This window comes from Streptomyces sp. NPDC101225, from assembly GCF_044767585.1.
GTDB lineage: Bacteria > Actinomycetota > Actinomycetes > Streptomycetales > Streptomycetaceae > Streptomyces.
Map to the genome: position 1 here is coordinate 97466 of NZ_JBIWOE010000005.1, position 16053 is coordinate 113518.

Consider the following 16053-nt stretch of genomic DNA (forward strand, 5'->3'; position numbering starts at 1 on the left):
GACACCGCATGCCTTCTGCCGTGCGCTTCGGCGTCAACTACACCCCCAGCAAGGGGTGGTTCCACCACTGGCTCGACTACGACCCCGACTCCGTACGCGCCGACCTCGACTCCATCGCCGCCCTCGGCCTGGACCACATCCGGGTCTTCCCGCTGTGGCCCTACTTCCAGCCCAACCGCACCCTGATCCGCCCGCAGGCCGTCGAGCAGCTCGTCCAGCTCGTCGACGACGCCGCCGCACGCGGCCTCGACGTCAACGTCGACGGCCTGCAAGGCCACCTGAGCAGCTTCGACTACCTGCCCGCCTGGACCCGCACCTGGCACCGCCGCAACCTCTTCACCGACCCCGACGTCCTCGACGGCCAGGCCGCCTACCTGCGCACCCTCGCCGCCGCCCTCGCCGACCGCCCCACCTTCCTCGGCATGACCCTGGGCAACGAGGTCAACCAGTTCTCCGCCGGCCCGCACCCGGACCCCGACCGGGCCACCGAGGAGCAGATCGACGCCTGGCTGGCACGTATGCTCGCCGCCTGCGAGCAGGGCGCCCCCGGCCGGCTCCACCTGCACGCCGAGTACGACGCCACCTGGTACCAGGACGACCAGCCCTTCACCCCCGTCCAGGCCGCCCGCCACGGCGCCCTCACGGCCGTGCACTCCTGGGTCTTCAACGGCACCGCCCAGCGCCACGGCCGCACCGCCGTACCGACCGAGCACCACGCCGCCTACCTCGTCGAACTCGCCAAGGCCTGGGCCGAGGACCCGCACCGTCCCGTCTGGCTCCAGGAGGTCGGCGCACCCGCCCCGCTCGTCCCGCCCGAGCACGCGGCCGCCTTCACCGAGGCCACCGTCGCCCACGCCCTGGACTGCCCCGACCTGTGGGGCATCACCTGGTGGTGCTCTCACGACGTCTCCCGCGATCTCGCCGACTTCCCCGAACTCGAATACGGTCTCGGCCTGTTGACCAACGACCGGCAGCCCAAGGACACCGCCCGCACGCTCGCCGGGGCCGCCGCCCGCGCCCGCACCCTGGCACCGCCGGCCCCCCGCACCACCGCTCTGGCCGTCCCCGCCGACCCGGCCCGGCGCTCACGCTGCGCCCCCGGCGGGGAGGTCTTCGACGCCTTCTTCCGGCTGACCGCCGACGGCGCCCGCCCCACGACCGTCCTGGACACCCTCGCGGACGACAAGGACCACCTCACCGCACGCGGCATCACCGAGGTCGTCACTCCCGGACAGGTCCTCCCCACCCCACAAGGAGGCACCAGCTCGTGACACCCGCCAGAAGCACCGTCCTCCCCGCCGGCACCGCGGCCGCCCCGCGATTGGAGGTGCGTGCGGTGGGGGAGCTGTACACCTCGTCGGACCCCGTCACCGTGACCCACCGCCGGTAACACCCGCCATCGGCACCCACCCTTGGAGCACCCCGCATGCATGACGACCGCAGCCTGGTCGAAGCCCGTCTCAAGCGTGTCCTCGACGAGCGCATCCGTCCCGCCGTGTACCCCGAGTCCGTGCCGCTGGAGGTCGCGGTGTGGCAGGCGCCCGGCGAGCCGGTGCCGGTCGCCGAGGGACTGGCGGCCGAGCCCGGGCCGATCGAGGTGGGCGCCCGGTGGGGTGCTCCCTGGGGGACCAGCTGGTTCCGCGTCACGGGGACGGTCCCCGAGGCCTGGGCCGGGAAGACGGTGGAGGCCGTTCTCGACCTCGGCTTCGACGAGAACATGCCCGGCTTCCAGTGCGAGGGCCTGGTCTACCGGCCCGACGGCACCCCGGTGAAGGGCCTCAACCCGCGCAACCAGTGGGTGCGCATCGGCGCTCCCGTCGCCGGCGGGGAGGAGGTGCGGCTGCACGTCGAGGCCGCCTCCAACCCCGTCATCCTCGACTACCACCCCTTCCTGCCGACCCAGTTGGGCGACAAGGAGACCGCCGGCAACGCGCCGCAGTACACGCTGGCCCGGATGGACCTCGCCGTCTTCGACGAGACGGTGTGGCAGCTGGTGATCGACCTGGAGGTGCTGGGTGAGCTGATGGCCGAGCTGCCCGTGGAGTCCGCCCGCCGCTGGGACATCCTGCGCGCGGTGGACCGGGCGCTCGACGCGGTCGACCTCCAGGACGTGGGCGGCAGCGCGGGCGAGGCGCGTTCACACCTGGCCGACGTGCTGGCCGCGCCCGCCGTGCCCTCCGCCCACCGCGTCAGCGCGGTCGGTCACGCGCACATCGACTCGGCGTGGCTGTGGCCGCTGCGTGAGACGGTGCGCAAGGTCGCCCGGACGACGGCGAACATGACCGCGCTGCTGGAGGACGAGCCGGACTTCGTCTTCGCCATGTCGCAGGCCCAGCAGTGGGCCTGGGTGAAGGAGCACCGGCCCGAGGTGTGGGCGCGGGTGAAGAAGGCCGTCGCCGACGGGCGGTTCGTGCCGGCGGGCGGCATGTGGGTGGAGTCGGACACCAACATGCCGGGCTCGGAGGCCATGGCCCGGCAGTTCGTGCACGGCAAGCGGTTCTTCCTCGACGAGTTCGGCATCGAGAACGACGAGGCCTGGCTGCCCGACACCTTCGGTTTCGCCGCGGGCCTGCCGCAGATCATCCGCGCGGCCGGCTCCACCCGGCTGCTCACCCAGAAGATCTCGTGGTCGCAGACGAACACGTTCCCGCACCACACCTTCCAGTGGGAGGGCATCGACGGCACCCGGATCTTCACCCACTTCCCGCCCGTCGACACCTACAACTGCTCCATGAAGGGCAGCGAGATCGCCCACGCGGCGCGCAACTTCAAGGACAAGGGCAGGGCGCGCCACTCCCTGGCGCCGACCGGCTGGGGCGACGGCGGCGGCGGCACCACCCGTGAGATGGTCGCCAAGGCGGCCCGGCTGCGCGACCTCGAAGGCTCGGCCACCGTCGCCTGGGAGACCCCGGCGGCCTTCTTCGCCGAGGCCGAGGCCGAGTACCCCGAACCGCCCGTCTGGGTGGGCGAGCTCTACCTCGAACTCCACCGCGCCACCCTCACCAGCCAGGCCGGCACCAAGCAGGGCAACCGGCGCAGCGAGCACCTCCTCAGGGAGGCCGAGCTGTGGGCGGCGACCGCGGCCGTACGCACCGGATTCGCCTACCCCTACGAGGAGCTGGACCGCATCTGGAAGACGGTGCTGCTGCACCAGTTCCACGACATCCTGCCCGGCTCGTCCATCGCCTGGGTGCACCGCGAGGCCCGCGCCACCTACGCGCGCCTCGCCGGGGAGCTGACCGGGATCATCGAGGCGGCCCAGCGCGCCCTGGCCGGTGAGGGCTCGACGCCGCTGGTGTTCAACTCGGCCCCGCACGCCCGCGCCGGCGTCCCCTCGGGCGGTGCCGCCGCACCGGGCGCCGACGGCCGGACGGTGCTCACCGCGCGTGAGGGCGGCGGCCACGTCCTGGACAACGGTCTGCTGCGGATCGGGATCGACGCCCGCGGCCTCGTCGTCTCGGCCTACGACCTCGCGGCCGACCGGGAGACGATCGCCCCGGGCCGGGCGGCAGGCGTCCTCCAGCTCCACCCGGACTTCCCGAACATGTGGGACGCCTGGGACGTGGACGAGTTCTACCGCAACACCGTCACCGACCTGACGGACGCCGACGAGGTGACCCCCGGCGCGGACGGCGCGTCGGTGCGGGTCGTGCGGTCCTTCGGCGCCTCGCTCGTCACGCAGGTGCTGTCGCTCGCGCCGGGGGAGCGGCGGCTGGTGCTGGACACCGAGGTGGACTGGCACGAGACGGAGAAGTTCCTGAAACTGGCCTTCCCGCTCGACGTGCACGCCGAACGGTACGCGTCGGAGACCCAGTTCGGGCACTTCTACCGGCCCACCCACACCAACACCTCGTGGGAGGCGGCCAAGTTCGAGGCGTGCAACCACCGCTTCGTGCACGTCGAGGAGCCCGGCTGGGGCGTGTCCCTCGTCAACGACTCGACGTACGGCCACGACGTGACCCGCGGCGTACGCACCGACGGCGACCGGGGTACGACCACGACCGTGCGGGTGTCCCTGCTGCGTGCCCCGCGCTTCCCGGACCCCGAGACGGACCAGGGCGTCCACCGTTTCCGGCATGCGCTGGTGCCGGGCGCGGGCATCGCGGACGCGGTGCGCGAGGGCTGGCGGATCAACCTGCCCGAGCGCCGGGCGACGGGCGCGGGTGAGGTGGCGCCGCTGGTGGCCGTCGACCGGGACGCGGTCGTGGTCACGGCCGTCAAGCTGGCCGACGACGGCAGCGGCGACGTGGTCGTCCGCCTGCACGAGGCGCACGGGTCCCGCACCCGGGCCACGCTCACGGCCGGATTCCCGCTGGCCGGAGCTGACGTGACCGACCTGCTGGAGCGCCCGCTCACCGACGCGGCCGCACCGCAGTGGGACGGCACCGCGATCCGCCTGGCGCTGCGCCCCTTCGAACTGGTCACCCTCCGGCTGGCCAGGGCCTGACGGTCCGCCGAGGCGGCCGTGCGGGGCCCGGCCCCGCACGGCCGCCGTCAGGCGTGTCGGCCCCTTCCCGGGCTCACGAGCCCAGCTGCGTCCTCAACCACTGCTCGACCTCACCGACGTGTGCGGCCGCCGCCGCGCGGGCCGCCTCCGGGTCGTGGGCGACCAGCGCGCGGTGGATGGCCGCGTGTTCGCGGCGGGTGCGCTCGAAGGCGCCCTCCTCCTGGTAGCCGCGCCAGACCCGGGCGCGGAAGGTGCGCGAGGACAGGCCCTCCAGGATGGCCGCCATGGTGTCGTTGCCCGCGGCGGCCGCGATCTCGCGGTGGAAGGCGAGGTCGTGGGCGAGGATCTCCTCGGGGTCGTCGGTGGCGTTCATCGCCGTGAGGTGCTTCTCTACCTCGGCGAGCCGGTCCGGCGTGATGCGGGCGGCGGCCAGCGCGGTCGCCGTCGACTCCAGGACGCGCCGCACCTCCAGGAGCTCCACCAGGCGCGGGCCGCGGGAGAGGTCGGCGACCACGCCGAAGGTCTCCAGCAGGTCGCCGGCCTCCAGCTGGGTGACGTAGATGCCGGAGCCGTGCCGGGCCTCCAGCACGCCGAGCACCGTCAGCGCGCGGATCGCCTCGCGCATCGAGCTGCGGGAGATGCCCAGCCGGGCCGCGAGGTCGCGCTCGGTGGGCAGCCGCTGGCCGGGCTCCAGGCGCCCCTCCGCGATCATCGCCTTGATCTGCTCCATGGCCCGCTGCGTCACGGTGCCCTTCTGCGGAGCTGTCTCGTCCACGCCACGCCTCCAGTCACCGGGTCCGCCGCAGTCTAACCAGCGGAGTGGTCAGACCACTATGGGTCCGGAGCCGCAAAATATGGGGTACAGGGGTGTTGTATCGGGGAAGTGGTCTGATAAGTATGCCGTCATCTGCTCGAACCCGCTCAACGAGGAGCCGCCAAGATGCCCGGCAGGACAGTGCGGAAACGGAACAGGTCCAACATCCTCGGCGTGGCGGCCGTCGCCGCCTGCGCCTCGCTCGCGCTCGCCGCGTGCGGCAGCACCAAGGACACCGGTGGCTCCGCCGGCGCCGCGGGAGGCGGCGGCAGCGGCAAGGTGGGCGTGATCCTGCCCCTGCTGACCTCGCCGTTCTGGCAGTCGTACAACGACTACGTGCCGAAGATGGCCAAGTCCGAAGGCGTCGACGCGCTGAAGACGGTCAACTCCAACAGCGACCCCTCGCAGCAGATCACGGACATCAACAACCAGCTCAACCAGGGCGTGAAGGGCCTGGTCGTGGCCCCCCTGGACAGCGCCGCCATCGAGGCCGGTCTCGACCAGGCCGACCGCAAGGGCGTACCGGTCGTCGCCGTCGACGTGGCACCCGACAAGGGCAAGGTCGCCATGGTCGTGCGCGCCGACAACGTCGCCTACGGCACCAAGGCCTGCGACTACCTCGGCGCGCACGTCACCAGCGGCAAGGTCGTGCAGATCATGGGCGACCTCGCCTCGGTCAACGGCCGCGACCGCTCCGAGGCCTTCCGCTCCTGCGTGAAGAAGAAGTACCCGGGGCTCAAGGTCCTGGAGATCCCCGCCAAGTGGGAGTCCGACGCCGCGGCCTCCAAGCTCGACACGCTGCTCAACGCCAACCCCGACATCAAGGGCATCTACCTGCAGGCCGGCGGCGTCTACCTCGCCCCCACCCTGCAGACCCTGAAGTCGAAGAACCTGCTCAAGACCGCGGGCCAGAAGGGCCACATCGTCATCGTCTCCAACGACGGCATCCCGCAGGAGTACGACGCCATCCGCAAGGGCCAGATCGACGCGACCGTCTCCCAGCCCGCCGACGCCTACGCCAAGTACGGCATGTACTACATCAAGGCGGCGATGGCGGGGAAGACCTTCGAGCCGGGCCCGACCGACCACGACTCGACGATCGTCAAGCTGCCCGGCGGCATCCTGGAGGACCAGCTGCCCGCCCCGCTGGTCACCAAGTCCAACGTCGACGACCCCAAGCTCTGGGGCAACACGGTCAAATGAGCATTCAGGACAGCCAGTCGGCGCCGCTCGCCGAGGCGCGGGACGTCGTCCGGCGCTACGGCCCCACCACCGCCCTCGCGGACGGCCGGCTCACCGTGCTGGCCGGCGAGTCCCACGCACTCGTCGGCCGCAACGGCGCCGGCAAGTCGACCCTGGTCCGCGTCCTCACCGGCCTGGAGGCGCCGGACGCGGGCACGGTCCGCTTCGACGGCGAGCCCGCGCCCCCGCTCGCCGACCGGGACGCCTGGCGCCGCAAGGTCGCCTGCGTCTACCAGCACCCCACGGTCGTACCGGAGCTGACGGTCGCGGAGAACCTCTTCATCAACCGCCAGCCGCTGCACCGCGGCTTCATCAGCTGGCGCCGCCTGAGGAGCGAGGCGGCCGAGCTCCTCGGCACCTGGGACGTGCGCGTCGACCCGGAGGCACGCACGGCCGACCTCAAGGTCGAGGACCGCCAAATGGTGGAGATCGCACGGGCGTTGAGCTTCGGCGCCCGCTTCATCATCCTCGACGAGCCCACCGCCCAGCTCGACAACCGCGAGATCGAGCGGCTCTTCGACCGGATGCGCGCGCTGCAGGACTCGGGCGTCACCTTCCTGTTCATCTCGCACCACCTCCAGGAGGTCTACGAGGTCTGCCAGACCGTCACCGTGCTGCGCGACGCCCGCTGGATCACCACGTCCCCGGTCGCCGACCTGCCCAGGACGGCCCTGATCGAGGCCATGGCGGGGGAGTCCATCGAGACCATCGCCGGGCAGGGCGTGCGGGAGGCGGCCGTCGACGACGGCGCGCCCGTCCTGCTCGACGCCCGCGGGCTCACCGCGCAGGCGTACGAGAACATCGACCTGACGGTCCGGCGCGGTGAGGTCGTCGGGCTCGCCGGCTCCTCCGCCAGCGGCAAGATCGAGCTGGCGGAGGCCTTCGCGGGGCTGCACACACCGACCGGCGGAACCGCCCGACTCGACGGCAGGGACCTGCCGTTCGGCGACGTCCGTGCCGCGCTGGCGGCCGGTGTCGGCTGCGTCCCGCGGGACCGTCACGACCAGGGCCTGATCGCCGGCATGACCATCGGCGACAACGCCACCATGAGCGTCCTCGACCGGCTGGGGCGCTTCGGGTTCGTCGGCGGCGACCGCAGGCGCAGCGTCGCCGCCGAGCTGATCGACCGCCTCGACATCCATGCCGAGGGCCCCGGCCAGCCGGTGTCCGACCTGTCGGGCGGCAACGCGCAGAAGGTCGTCATGGCCCGCGCCCTCGCCTCCGACCCGCGGCTGCTCGTCCTGATCAACCCCACCGCAGGCGTGGACGTGAAGTCCAAGGAGTCGCTGCTGGCCCGCGTGGACAGCGCCCGCGAGGACGGCACCGCCGTGCTGGTCGTCTCCGACGAACTCGACGACCTGCGGCGCTGCGACCGCGTCCTCGTCCTCTTCCACGGCCGTGTCGTCGCCGAACACCCGGCCGGCTGGCGCGACCACGAGCTGATCGCCTCCATCGAAGGAGTGGACCACCATGGCTGACACCAAGGCGCCGCCGGTGAAGGCGGTCAGCGTGCCGGACGTCCGGTCGGCGCGGGCCGTGCTGGTGCGGCGCGCCCGCGAACTGGCCCTGGTTCCGGCGCTGTTGCTGCTGCTCCTGCTCGGTGCGGTGCTGAACGACTCCTTCTTCACCGAGGCCACGCTGATCTCCATCCTGGCCTCGTCGGCGTCGCTGGCCATGGTGGTGCTCGCCGAGTCGCTGGTGCTGATCACCGGCAAGTTCGACCTGTCGCTGGAGTCGGTGGTCGGCATTGCGCCGGCCGTGGCCGCCCTCCTGGTCCTGCCGGCCGCGCAGGCCGGCTGGGGCTCCGAACTCCCCGCCGGGCTGGCCCTGTTGGCCATTCCCCTGGTGGGCGCGGTCATCGGTGCCTTCAACGGCGTCCTCGTGGTGAAGGTGAGGCTCAACGCGTTCATCGTCACGCTCGCCATGCTGATCATCCTGCGCGGGCTCCTCGTCGGTGCCACCAAGGGCAAGACGCTGTTCGGCATGCCCGACTCGTTCTTCTCGCTGGCCACCACCACGTTCCTGCGCATCCCACTCTCCGTGTGGGTGGCGGCCGCCGCCTTCGCCGTCGCCGGGCTGGTGCTCAAGTACCACCGTGTGGGCCGCTCGCTGTACGCGATCGGCGGCAACCTGGAGGCGGCCCGCGCCGCCGGCATCCGCGTCGACCGCGTCCGCCTCGGCGTCTACGTCGTCGCCGGCGTCCTCGCCTCGATCGGCGGCCTGATGTACACGGGCTACGTCGGCGCGATCGGCGCCAACCAGGGCCAGAACATGATCTTCACGGTGTTCGCCGCCGCGGTGATCGGCGGGATCAGCCTCGACGGCGGCAAGGGCACCATGTTCGGCGCCCTGACCGGCGTCCTCCTGCTGGGCGTGGTCAAGACGATGCTCACCATGGCCCAGGTGCCGTCGTTCTGGATCGACGCCATCTACGGCGGAATCATCCTGCTCGCGCTCATCCTCGCCCGGGTGACCACGGGCCGCGCCCAGGACTGACCGCCCCTGCCCCCGACCGAAAGGCCATCCGTGTCCCCGACGCCCCGCCCCGCCTGCCGTATCGCCGCGGTAGACACCCACGACATCCGCTTCCCGACCTCGCGCGAGCTCGACGGCTCCGACGCGATGAATCCGGACCCCGACTACTCGGCCGCGTACGTGGTGCTGCGCACCGAATCCGACGAGGGCGCGGACGGGCCGGAGGGACACGGCTACACCTTCACCATCGGGCGGGGCAACGAGGTCCAGGTCGCCGCGATCCAGGCGCTGCGCCACCACCTGGTCGGACGGTCCGTCGAGGAGGTGTGCGCCGACCCGGGAACCCTCTACCGGGACCTGATCGGCGACAGCCAACTGCGCTGGCTGGGCCCCGAGAAGGGCGTGATGCACATGGCGATCGGCGCGGTCGTCAACGCCGTGTGGGACCTGGCGGCCAGGCGTGCCGGGAAGCCCCTGTGGCGGCTGCTCGCCGACGCCGACCCCGAATGGCTCGTCCGGCAGATCGACTTCAGGTATCTGACGGACGCGCTGACACCCGACGAGGCGCTGGAGATCCTGCGCCGCGGCCGGCAGGGCGCCGCCGAGCGGACCGCCCGGCTGCTGGAGCGCGGCTACCCCGCCTACACCACCTCGGCCGGCTGGCTCGGCTACAGCGACGACAAGCTCACCCGGCTCGCCGCCCAGGCCGTCGCCGACGGCTTCCGGCAGATCAAGCTGAAGGTCGGCGCGGACCTGGAGGACGACGTACGGCGCTGCCGCGTCGCCCGCTCGGTCATCGGCCCGGACATCCGCATGGCCATCGACGCCAACCAGCGCTGGGACGTCGCCGAGGCGATCCGCTGGACGAAGGCGCTCACCGAGTTCGACCCGTACTGGATCGAGGAGCCGACCAGCCCCGACGACGTCCTCGGGCACGCCGCGATCCGTGCGGCCGTCGCCCCCGTCAAGGTCGCCAGCGGCGAGCACGTGCACAACCGCATCGTCTTCAAGCAGATGCTCCAGGCCGGCGCCCTCGACATCGTCCAGATCGACGCCGCCCGCGTCGGCGGCGTCAACGAGAACCTCGCCATCCTGCTGCTCGCGGCCAAGTTCGGGGTACCGGTCTGCCCGCACGCGGGCGGCGTCGGCCTGTGCGAACTCGTCCAGCACCTGTCGATGTTCGACTACATCGGCATCTCCGGCTCGGTCGAGAACCGGGTCATCGAGTACGTCGACCATCTGCACGACCACTTCCTCGATCCGGTGGTGATCCGCGAGGCTCACTACACGGCACCCACCGCGCCGGGCTTCTCGGCCGCCATGCGGCCCGAGTCGATCGCGCGGTACTCCTTCCCCGACGGCGCCTTCTGGGCCGCCGACCGCGACGCGAAGAAAGGACGGGCGGCATGACGGACTTCGAGGGCCTGAAGGCTCTGGTGACGGGCGGGGCGTCCGGGATCGGACGGGCCACCGCCGAACTCCTCGCCGCCCGCGGCGCCCAGGTCGCCGTCCTCGACCTCGACCCCTCCTCGGTGGAGAAGCCGCTGCTCGCCCACCGCGCCGATGTCACCGACGACGCCTCCGTACGCGCGGCGGTGGCCGCCGCGGTCGCCGAACTCGGCGGACTCGATGTACTGGTCAACAACGCGGGCATCGGCGCCCAGGGCACCGTCGAGGACAACGACGAGGCCGAATGGCACCGTGTCCTGGACGTCAACGTGCTCGGCATGGTGCGGGTCACCCGCGCCGCCCTCCCGCAGCTGCGCGCCTCACGGCACGCGGCGATCGTCAACACCTGCTCCATCGCCGCCACCGCGGGCCTGCCGCAGCGGGCGCTGTACAGCGCGTCCAAGGGCGCCGTGCACGCGCTGACCCTCGCCATGGCCGCCGACCACGTCCGCGAGGGCATCCGCGTCAACTGCGTCAACCCCGGCACGGTGGACACCCCCTGGATCGGCCGGCTGCTGGCCCAGGCCGCCGACCCCGCCGCCGAACGCGCCGCCCTGCAGGCCCGCCAGCCCACCGGCCGGCTCGTCTCGGCCGATGAAGTCGCCGGTGCCATCGCCTACTTGGCGAGTCCCCTGTCCGGCGCCACCACCGGCACCTCCCTCGCCGTGGACGGCGGCATGCAGGGCCTGCGCCTGAGGCCGGTGGGACAGTGAGCCGGCTCGGCCGGAGCGGCGTCGAGGTCGGCCCGCTGGGCCTCGGCGCGGCCGGCATCGGGAGCCTCTACACCGCGGTGAGCGACGAACAGGCCAACGAGGCGATCGACGCCGCATGGGCGGCGGGGATGCGCTACTTCGACACGGCGCCGCACTACGGCATCGGCCTGTCCGAACGACGGCTGGGCGCGGCCCTGCGCGCACACCCCCGCGGCGCCTACACGATCTCCACCAAGGTCGGCCGCCGGCTGGAGCCGTCCGGCGCGGGCGGCGACGACCTCGCCAACGGCTTCGCCGTGCCCGCCACGCACCGCCGCGTGTGGGACTTCAGCGCCGACGGCGTACGCCGCTGCCTGGAGGAGAGCCTGACCCGGCTCGGTCTCGACCGCGTCGACGCCGTCTACCTCCACGACCCCGACGACCACGCCGAACAGGCCTTCCACGAGGGCTATCCGGCGCTGGAGAAGCTGCGCTCGGAAGGCGTCGTCGGCGCGATCGGAGCCGGCATGAACCAGGCCGAGATGCTCACCCGCTTCGTCCGTGACACCGACGTCGACATGGTGCTGTGCGCCGGCCGCTACACCCTGCTCGACCAGCGCGCCCTCAGCGACCTGCTGCCCGCCGCACGGGAGCGCGGCACCTCGGTCGTCGTCGGCGGCGCCTTCAACTCCGGCCTGCTGGCCGACCCGAGGCCGGGAGCGACGTACAACTACACGCAGGCGCCGCCCGAGCTGGTCGAGCGCGCCCTGCGCCTGAAGGGCCTCGCCGACCGGCACGGCACGACCCTGCGCGCCGCCGCCCTCGCCTTCTGCGCCGCGCATCCGGCAGTCGTGAGCGTCCTGGTCGGGGCCCGCTCGGCGGCCGAAGTCCGCGACTGCGCCGAGCAGTTCACCGCACCGGTGGCGGACGGTTTCTGGCAGGAACTGCGCGCCACCGGCCTCCTGCACCCCGACGCCCCCGTCCCCGCCGAGGAGCCGTGTTGAGAGTCGCCCTGCACACCAAGGTCCGCGCGGACCGTGTCGCCGCGTACGAGGCCGCCCACCGCGAGGTCCCCGAGGAGCTCACGGCCGCGATCCGCGCGGCCGGCGCCACCTCCTGGACGATCTGGCGCAGCGGCACCGACCTCTTCCACCTCCTGGACTGCGAGGACTACGCCCGCCTCCTCGCCGGGCTGGAGAAGCTCCCGGTCAACGTCGCCTGGCAGGCACGTATGGCGGAGCTGCTGGAGGTGGTGCACGACTACTCCGGCGAGGGCGCGGCAGCCGGCCTGCCGGTGGTCTGGGAGCTGCCGTGACCGTCGACGCCCACCATCACGTCTGGGACCTGTCGGTCCGCGACCAGGACTGGATCCCCGAGCACAGCCCGATCCGCCGTGACTTCACGCTCGCCGACCTCGAGCCCGGGGCGCGGGCGGCCGGAGTCGACCGCACGGTCCTCGTCCAGACGGTCACCGTCCCCGCGGAGACCCCGGAGTTCCTGGCCCTGGCCGCCTCCCACGACCTGATAGCGGGAGTGGTCGGCTGGACCGACCTCACCCGCCCGGACGTCGCCGACGAACTCGCCCGGCTGCGCGAACTCCCCGGCGGCCGCCACCTCAAGGGCATCCGTCACCAGGTCCAGGCCGAACCGGACCCCGACTGGCTGCTGCGCCCGGACGTGCGCCGCGGCCTGGCGGCCGTGGCCGCGGCGGGGCTCGTCTACGACCTGATCGTCCTCCCCCGCCACCTCCCGGCCTGCACCGAGGCGGCCGCGAGCCTGCCCGAACTGACCTTCGTCCTCGACCACTTGGGCAAACCCCCGCTCGCCACCGGCGCCCTCGAGCCCTGGTCCCGGGACCTCCACGCCCTCGCGGCCCTGCCCAACACGGCCGCCAAACTCTCCGGCCTCCTCACCGAGGCGTCCCCCACCTGGACGGTCACCGACCTGCGCCCCTGCGCGGACATCGCCCTGGAGGCCTTCGGCCCCTCCCGCCTGATGTTCGGCTCGGACTGGCCGGTGTGCACGGAGCGGGCGTCGTACGGCGAAGTGCTCCGCATCGCAAGGGAGTTGACGGACGGGCTCAGCCCGGCCGAGCGCACACGGCTGTTCGGGACCACCGCCGCCCGCGTCTACGACCTCTGAGCCGCCCCCGCCAGCCGGGTGGGCGGCAGGTACTCCCGTACGAACGTCCGCTCCCAGCAGGCCCCGGTCCGCCGCAGCTCGCGCCAGCTCGTGTACTCGTAGCGGAAGAGGCGGGCGCGGATGTAGCGGGGCGGGGCATCGGGCGGGAAGGGGCAGCGGCGCAGCAGGCGCAGGGTGGCGCGGTCGTTCTCGAGGAGGCGCTCGACCAGGACGCCGAACCAGGCGCCGGCGTAGGAGGGGGAGAGGGCGGCGAACCACATCAGCCAGTCCAGGCGGAGGTGGTACGGGGCGAACTGGCGCGGCCAGCGGTGCGGGTCGCCCGGCTTGCCCTTGAACTCGTACTCCCGCCAGTCGGAGTCCTCGCGCGGTACGGACTCGTCCGTGCCCTCGATCACCACCTCGTGGCGCAGCCGGCTGACGCTGCCGAACGCGCCGTAGGTGTTGACCAGGTGGAGGGGGTCGAAGGAGCGGTTCATGACCTGGCGGCGGGAGAGCATGTTGCGGACCGGGCGGTAGCTGAGGGCGAGCAGCGCGGCGGCGACCGCGAGGACCAGGATCTCGTACCAGAGCGGCGCGGCCGGCACGGACGACGGTGCGCCGGCCGGGAGTTCCAGCGCGGAGACGGCGAGCACGATGGTGATCCAGTTCAGCCAGGCGAAGTTGCCCGACAGCACCAGCCACAGCTGGGTGACGACCATCAGCGACGCGGCGGCCGTGGCGACCGGCTGAGGGGTGAACAGCAGGACCGGCACGACGAGTTGGGTGACGTGGTTGGCCGCCACCTCGACCCGGTGCAGGGGCCGTGGGAGATGGTGGAAGAACCAGCTCAGGGGGCCCGGCATCGGCTGCGTCTCATGGTGGAAGTCCAGGCAGGTCAGCTTCCGCCAGCAGGCGTCCCCACGCATCTTGATCAGACCCGCGCCGAACTCCACCCGGAACAGGATCCAGCGCAGCAGGAGGAGGATCACGAGGGGCGGGGCCACCTCGTCGTTGCCCAGGAAGACCGCCAGGAAGCCGACCTCCAGCAGCAGGGACTCCCAGCCGAAGGCGTACCAGGTCTGGCCGACGTTGACGATCGAGAGGTACAGGGCCCAGGGAACGAGCCACAGCACCATCCCCGCCCAGAGCGGGAGCCGGGAGTCCGCCCCGGCGAGCAGCGCCGCCGAGACCGCGCAGCCGGTCCAGGCGCAGGCCGCGAAGAAGCGGTCGGAGTAGTGCAGTTGGAACAGGCTCGGAGCCTGCCGGAAGCGCACCCGTTCGAGGTGGCGGGGGACGGGCAGCATGCCCCGTTCGCCCATCAGCGCGCGGAACTGGAGGGCCGCCGTCAAGAAGGCCACCAGGTACAGCCCGGCCAGAGCCCGCTGGAGGACCAGCCGGCTCAGCCAGTACCCGGGTGCGGTGAACCAGTCCACGGCCGTGCGCTCCTCGCTCCCGTTGTCGTCGTGTCATCCTGTCGCGCGCCGAACCTCCCGTCACTGTCCGCTTATCCGTCTTCCGCTTGCGTAACCCAAGAGGGTGAAGCAAACAATAGTGGCGAATTGTCCGGAATGAGGTGGGAGGACGAGGTGCGCACAGCCACCCGAACCCTCGCCACGGCCTGCACGCTCGCGGCGGCGCTCTGCGTCGCCGGCTGCGGCGGCAGCGGTGAGGCGGACCCGCGGGCGGGCGCGGAGGTCTTCCTCCAGCCCGCCGCGGACCAGGGCCCCGACCCCTTCACGGGCTCCACGGCCCTCGCACCGCCCGTCACCGGCGCGCCCCGGCCCGGCGACTCCTCGCCGGCCGACGGCCCGCAGGCGGTGCGCGCCGTCCCGGGCTCCCTGCCCGGGCTCTACGCGGGCACAGCGCACGTGGGCAGCTGCGACGTGGACGGCCAGATCGGCCGGCTGGCCGCGGACCGGGCCAAGGCCCGCGCCTTCGCCCTGGCCGCCGGCGTCTCCCCGGCCTCCCTGCCGGACTATCTGCGCGGCCTGGCCCCGGTGGTGCTGCGCGCCGACACCCTGGTCGCCGACCACGGCTACCGCGCCGGCCGGACCACCGGCTTCCCGGCCGTCCTCCAGGCCGGCACCGCCGTCCTCGTCGACGACCGGGGCATGCCCCGCGTCCGCTGCGCCTGCGGCAATCCGCTCCAGGCGGCCGGCGCGACGCAGGGCGGCCGGACGCACGGCTCCGCCTGGCCCGGCTACCGGTCCGCCCGCGTGATCGTGGTGACACCGGCACCGCAGTCCGTCACCGACCTCACGATCATCGACGTCGCGCACCGGGCCTGGATCGAGCGGCACGTCGGGCACGACGTCCAGCACGACCACGTCGTCCCCCCGCCCGCGCTCCTCACCCCACGGCCGACACCGACGCCCGACCCGGACGGCAGTGCCCTTGGCACCGCTCCGGGCGAGAGCCCCGGCAGCACGAGCCCGTCCCCGCCGGCCCCGTCCGGCGACTGCCCGAGCCCGCCGCCGACGGTGACCGTCCCACCGGACGCCACCGACGCCGTACCCCCGGCGGCGCCGCCGTCCGGGGCGGCCGGCTGCCCCACGGCGACCGCCACGGTCGCACCACCGACGGCTCCCGTGCCCGGGGACCCGGACCGTTCCCCCGCCGCGCCGTCCTCCCCGGACGACCCGGACCGGACCGGCCCGGACACGGTGCCGGAGACCCCCGACCAGCCCGACGGCGACGGCCTGATCCCCGACGCCACCGCGACCAGCGTCGCCTTCCACGACCCCGCGGGCATCCGCCGCGGCTGATCACCGCGACGGCCGGGGAGCAGGAAAAATCCCGTGTGCTCCCGGTCG

The 16053-nt window shown here is 72.8% G+C and carries 13 protein-coding genes; 11 read left to right on the forward strand and 2 right to left on the reverse strand.

Translation table 11 applies throughout. The annotated features are described in order from the left end of the window. Nucleotides 1–8: 8 nt before the first annotated feature. Together ACIRPX_RS09210 and ACIRPX_RS09215 are read left to right on the forward strand one after the other, a co-directional pair. Entirely contained in the window at nucleotides 9–1271 is a 1263-nt protein-coding gene (locus tag ACIRPX_RS09210) for a glycosyl hydrolase (RefSeq protein ID WP_404190510.1), read from the forward strand. Between the two features lie 155 nt (nucleotides 1272–1426). After that, nucleotides 1427–4447, forward strand: coding sequence for an alpha-mannosidase (locus tag ACIRPX_RS09215; RefSeq protein WP_404190512.1), 3021 nt, complete (start codon nucleotides 1427–1429; stop codon nucleotides 4445–4447). Between the two features lie 73 nt (nucleotides 4448–4520). On the opposite strand, the gene ACIRPX_RS09220 is transcribed toward ACIRPX_RS09215, so the two are convergent. Continuing rightward, a complete protein-coding gene (locus ACIRPX_RS09220) occupies nucleotides 4521–5222 on the reverse strand; it encodes a FadR/GntR family transcriptional regulator (protein WP_404190515.1) in 702 nt (233 codons plus the stop codon). 165 nt (nucleotides 5223–5387) lie between these two features. Here ACIRPX_RS09220 and ACIRPX_RS09225 point away from each other — a divergent pair, with 165 nt between their 5' ends. Genes ACIRPX_RS09225 through ACIRPX_RS09260 form a run of 8 tightly spaced genes read left to right on the forward strand, consistent with a single transcriptional unit; the run spans nucleotide 5388 to nucleotide 13261 of the window. Further along, nucleotides 5388–6464 (forward strand): sugar ABC transporter substrate-binding protein, encoded by a 1077-nt coding sequence (locus ACIRPX_RS09225; RefSeq protein WP_404190518.1) that lies wholly within the window; start codon nucleotides 5388–5390, stop codon nucleotides 6462–6464. Next, complete coding sequence (locus ACIRPX_RS09230; protein ID WP_404190520.1) at nucleotides 6461–7981, forward strand: sugar ABC transporter ATP-binding protein; 1521 nt, start codon at nucleotides 6461–6463, stop codon at nucleotides 7979–7981. The genes ACIRPX_RS09225 and ACIRPX_RS09230 overlap by 4 nt, the downstream gene beginning before the upstream one ends. Beyond that, entirely contained in the window at nucleotides 7974–8999 is a 1026-nt protein-coding gene (locus ACIRPX_RS09235) for an ABC transporter permease (protein WP_404190523.1), read from the forward strand. Before ACIRPX_RS09230 ends, ACIRPX_RS09235 begins: the two co-directional genes overlap by 8 nt. Before the next feature lie 30 nt (nucleotides 9000–9029). Next, nucleotides 9030–10388, forward strand: a complete 1359-nt coding sequence (locus ACIRPX_RS09240) for an L-fuconate dehydratase (RefSeq protein WP_404190526.1) — start codon at nucleotides 9030–9032, stop codon at nucleotides 10386–10388. Then, complete coding sequence (locus ACIRPX_RS09245; protein ID WP_404190529.1) at nucleotides 10385–11140, forward strand: SDR family NAD(P)-dependent oxidoreductase; 756 nt, start codon at nucleotides 10385–10387, stop codon at nucleotides 11138–11140. The genes ACIRPX_RS09240 and ACIRPX_RS09245 overlap by 4 nt, the downstream gene beginning before the upstream one ends. Then, the gene (locus ACIRPX_RS09250; protein ID WP_404190531.1) at nucleotides 11137–12123 is read left to right on the forward strand and encodes an aldo/keto reductase; all 987 of its coding nucleotides are present in this window, start codon (nucleotides 11137–11139) and stop codon (nucleotides 12121–12123) included. Before ACIRPX_RS09245 ends, ACIRPX_RS09250 begins: the two co-directional genes overlap by 4 nt. Continuing rightward, complete coding sequence (locus tag ACIRPX_RS09255) at nucleotides 12120–12434, forward strand: L-rhamnose mutarotase (protein WP_404191201.1); 315 nt, start codon at nucleotides 12120–12122, stop codon at nucleotides 12432–12434. The genes ACIRPX_RS09250 and ACIRPX_RS09255 overlap by 4 nt, the downstream gene beginning before the upstream one ends. Beyond that, nucleotides 12431–13261, forward strand: coding sequence for an amidohydrolase family protein (locus ACIRPX_RS09260; protein ID WP_404190534.1), 831 nt, complete (start codon nucleotides 12431–12433; stop codon nucleotides 13259–13261). The genes ACIRPX_RS09255 and ACIRPX_RS09260 overlap by 4 nt, the downstream gene beginning before the upstream one ends. Here ACIRPX_RS09260 and ACIRPX_RS09265 read toward each other — a convergent pair. Continuing rightward, entirely contained in the window at nucleotides 13249–14673 is a 1425-nt protein-coding gene (locus ACIRPX_RS09265; RefSeq protein ID WP_404190537.1) for a lipase maturation factor family protein, read from the reverse strand. The genes ACIRPX_RS09260 and ACIRPX_RS09265 overlap by 13 nt on opposite strands. Before the next feature lie 153 nt (nucleotides 14674–14826). On the opposite strand from ACIRPX_RS09265, the gene ACIRPX_RS09270 reads away from it, so the two are divergent. Further along, complete coding sequence (locus ACIRPX_RS09270; RefSeq protein WP_404190540.1) at nucleotides 14827–16005, forward strand: DUF6777 domain-containing protein; 1179 nt, start codon at nucleotides 14827–14829, stop codon at nucleotides 16003–16005. Nucleotides 16006–16053: the final 48 nt, after the last annotated feature.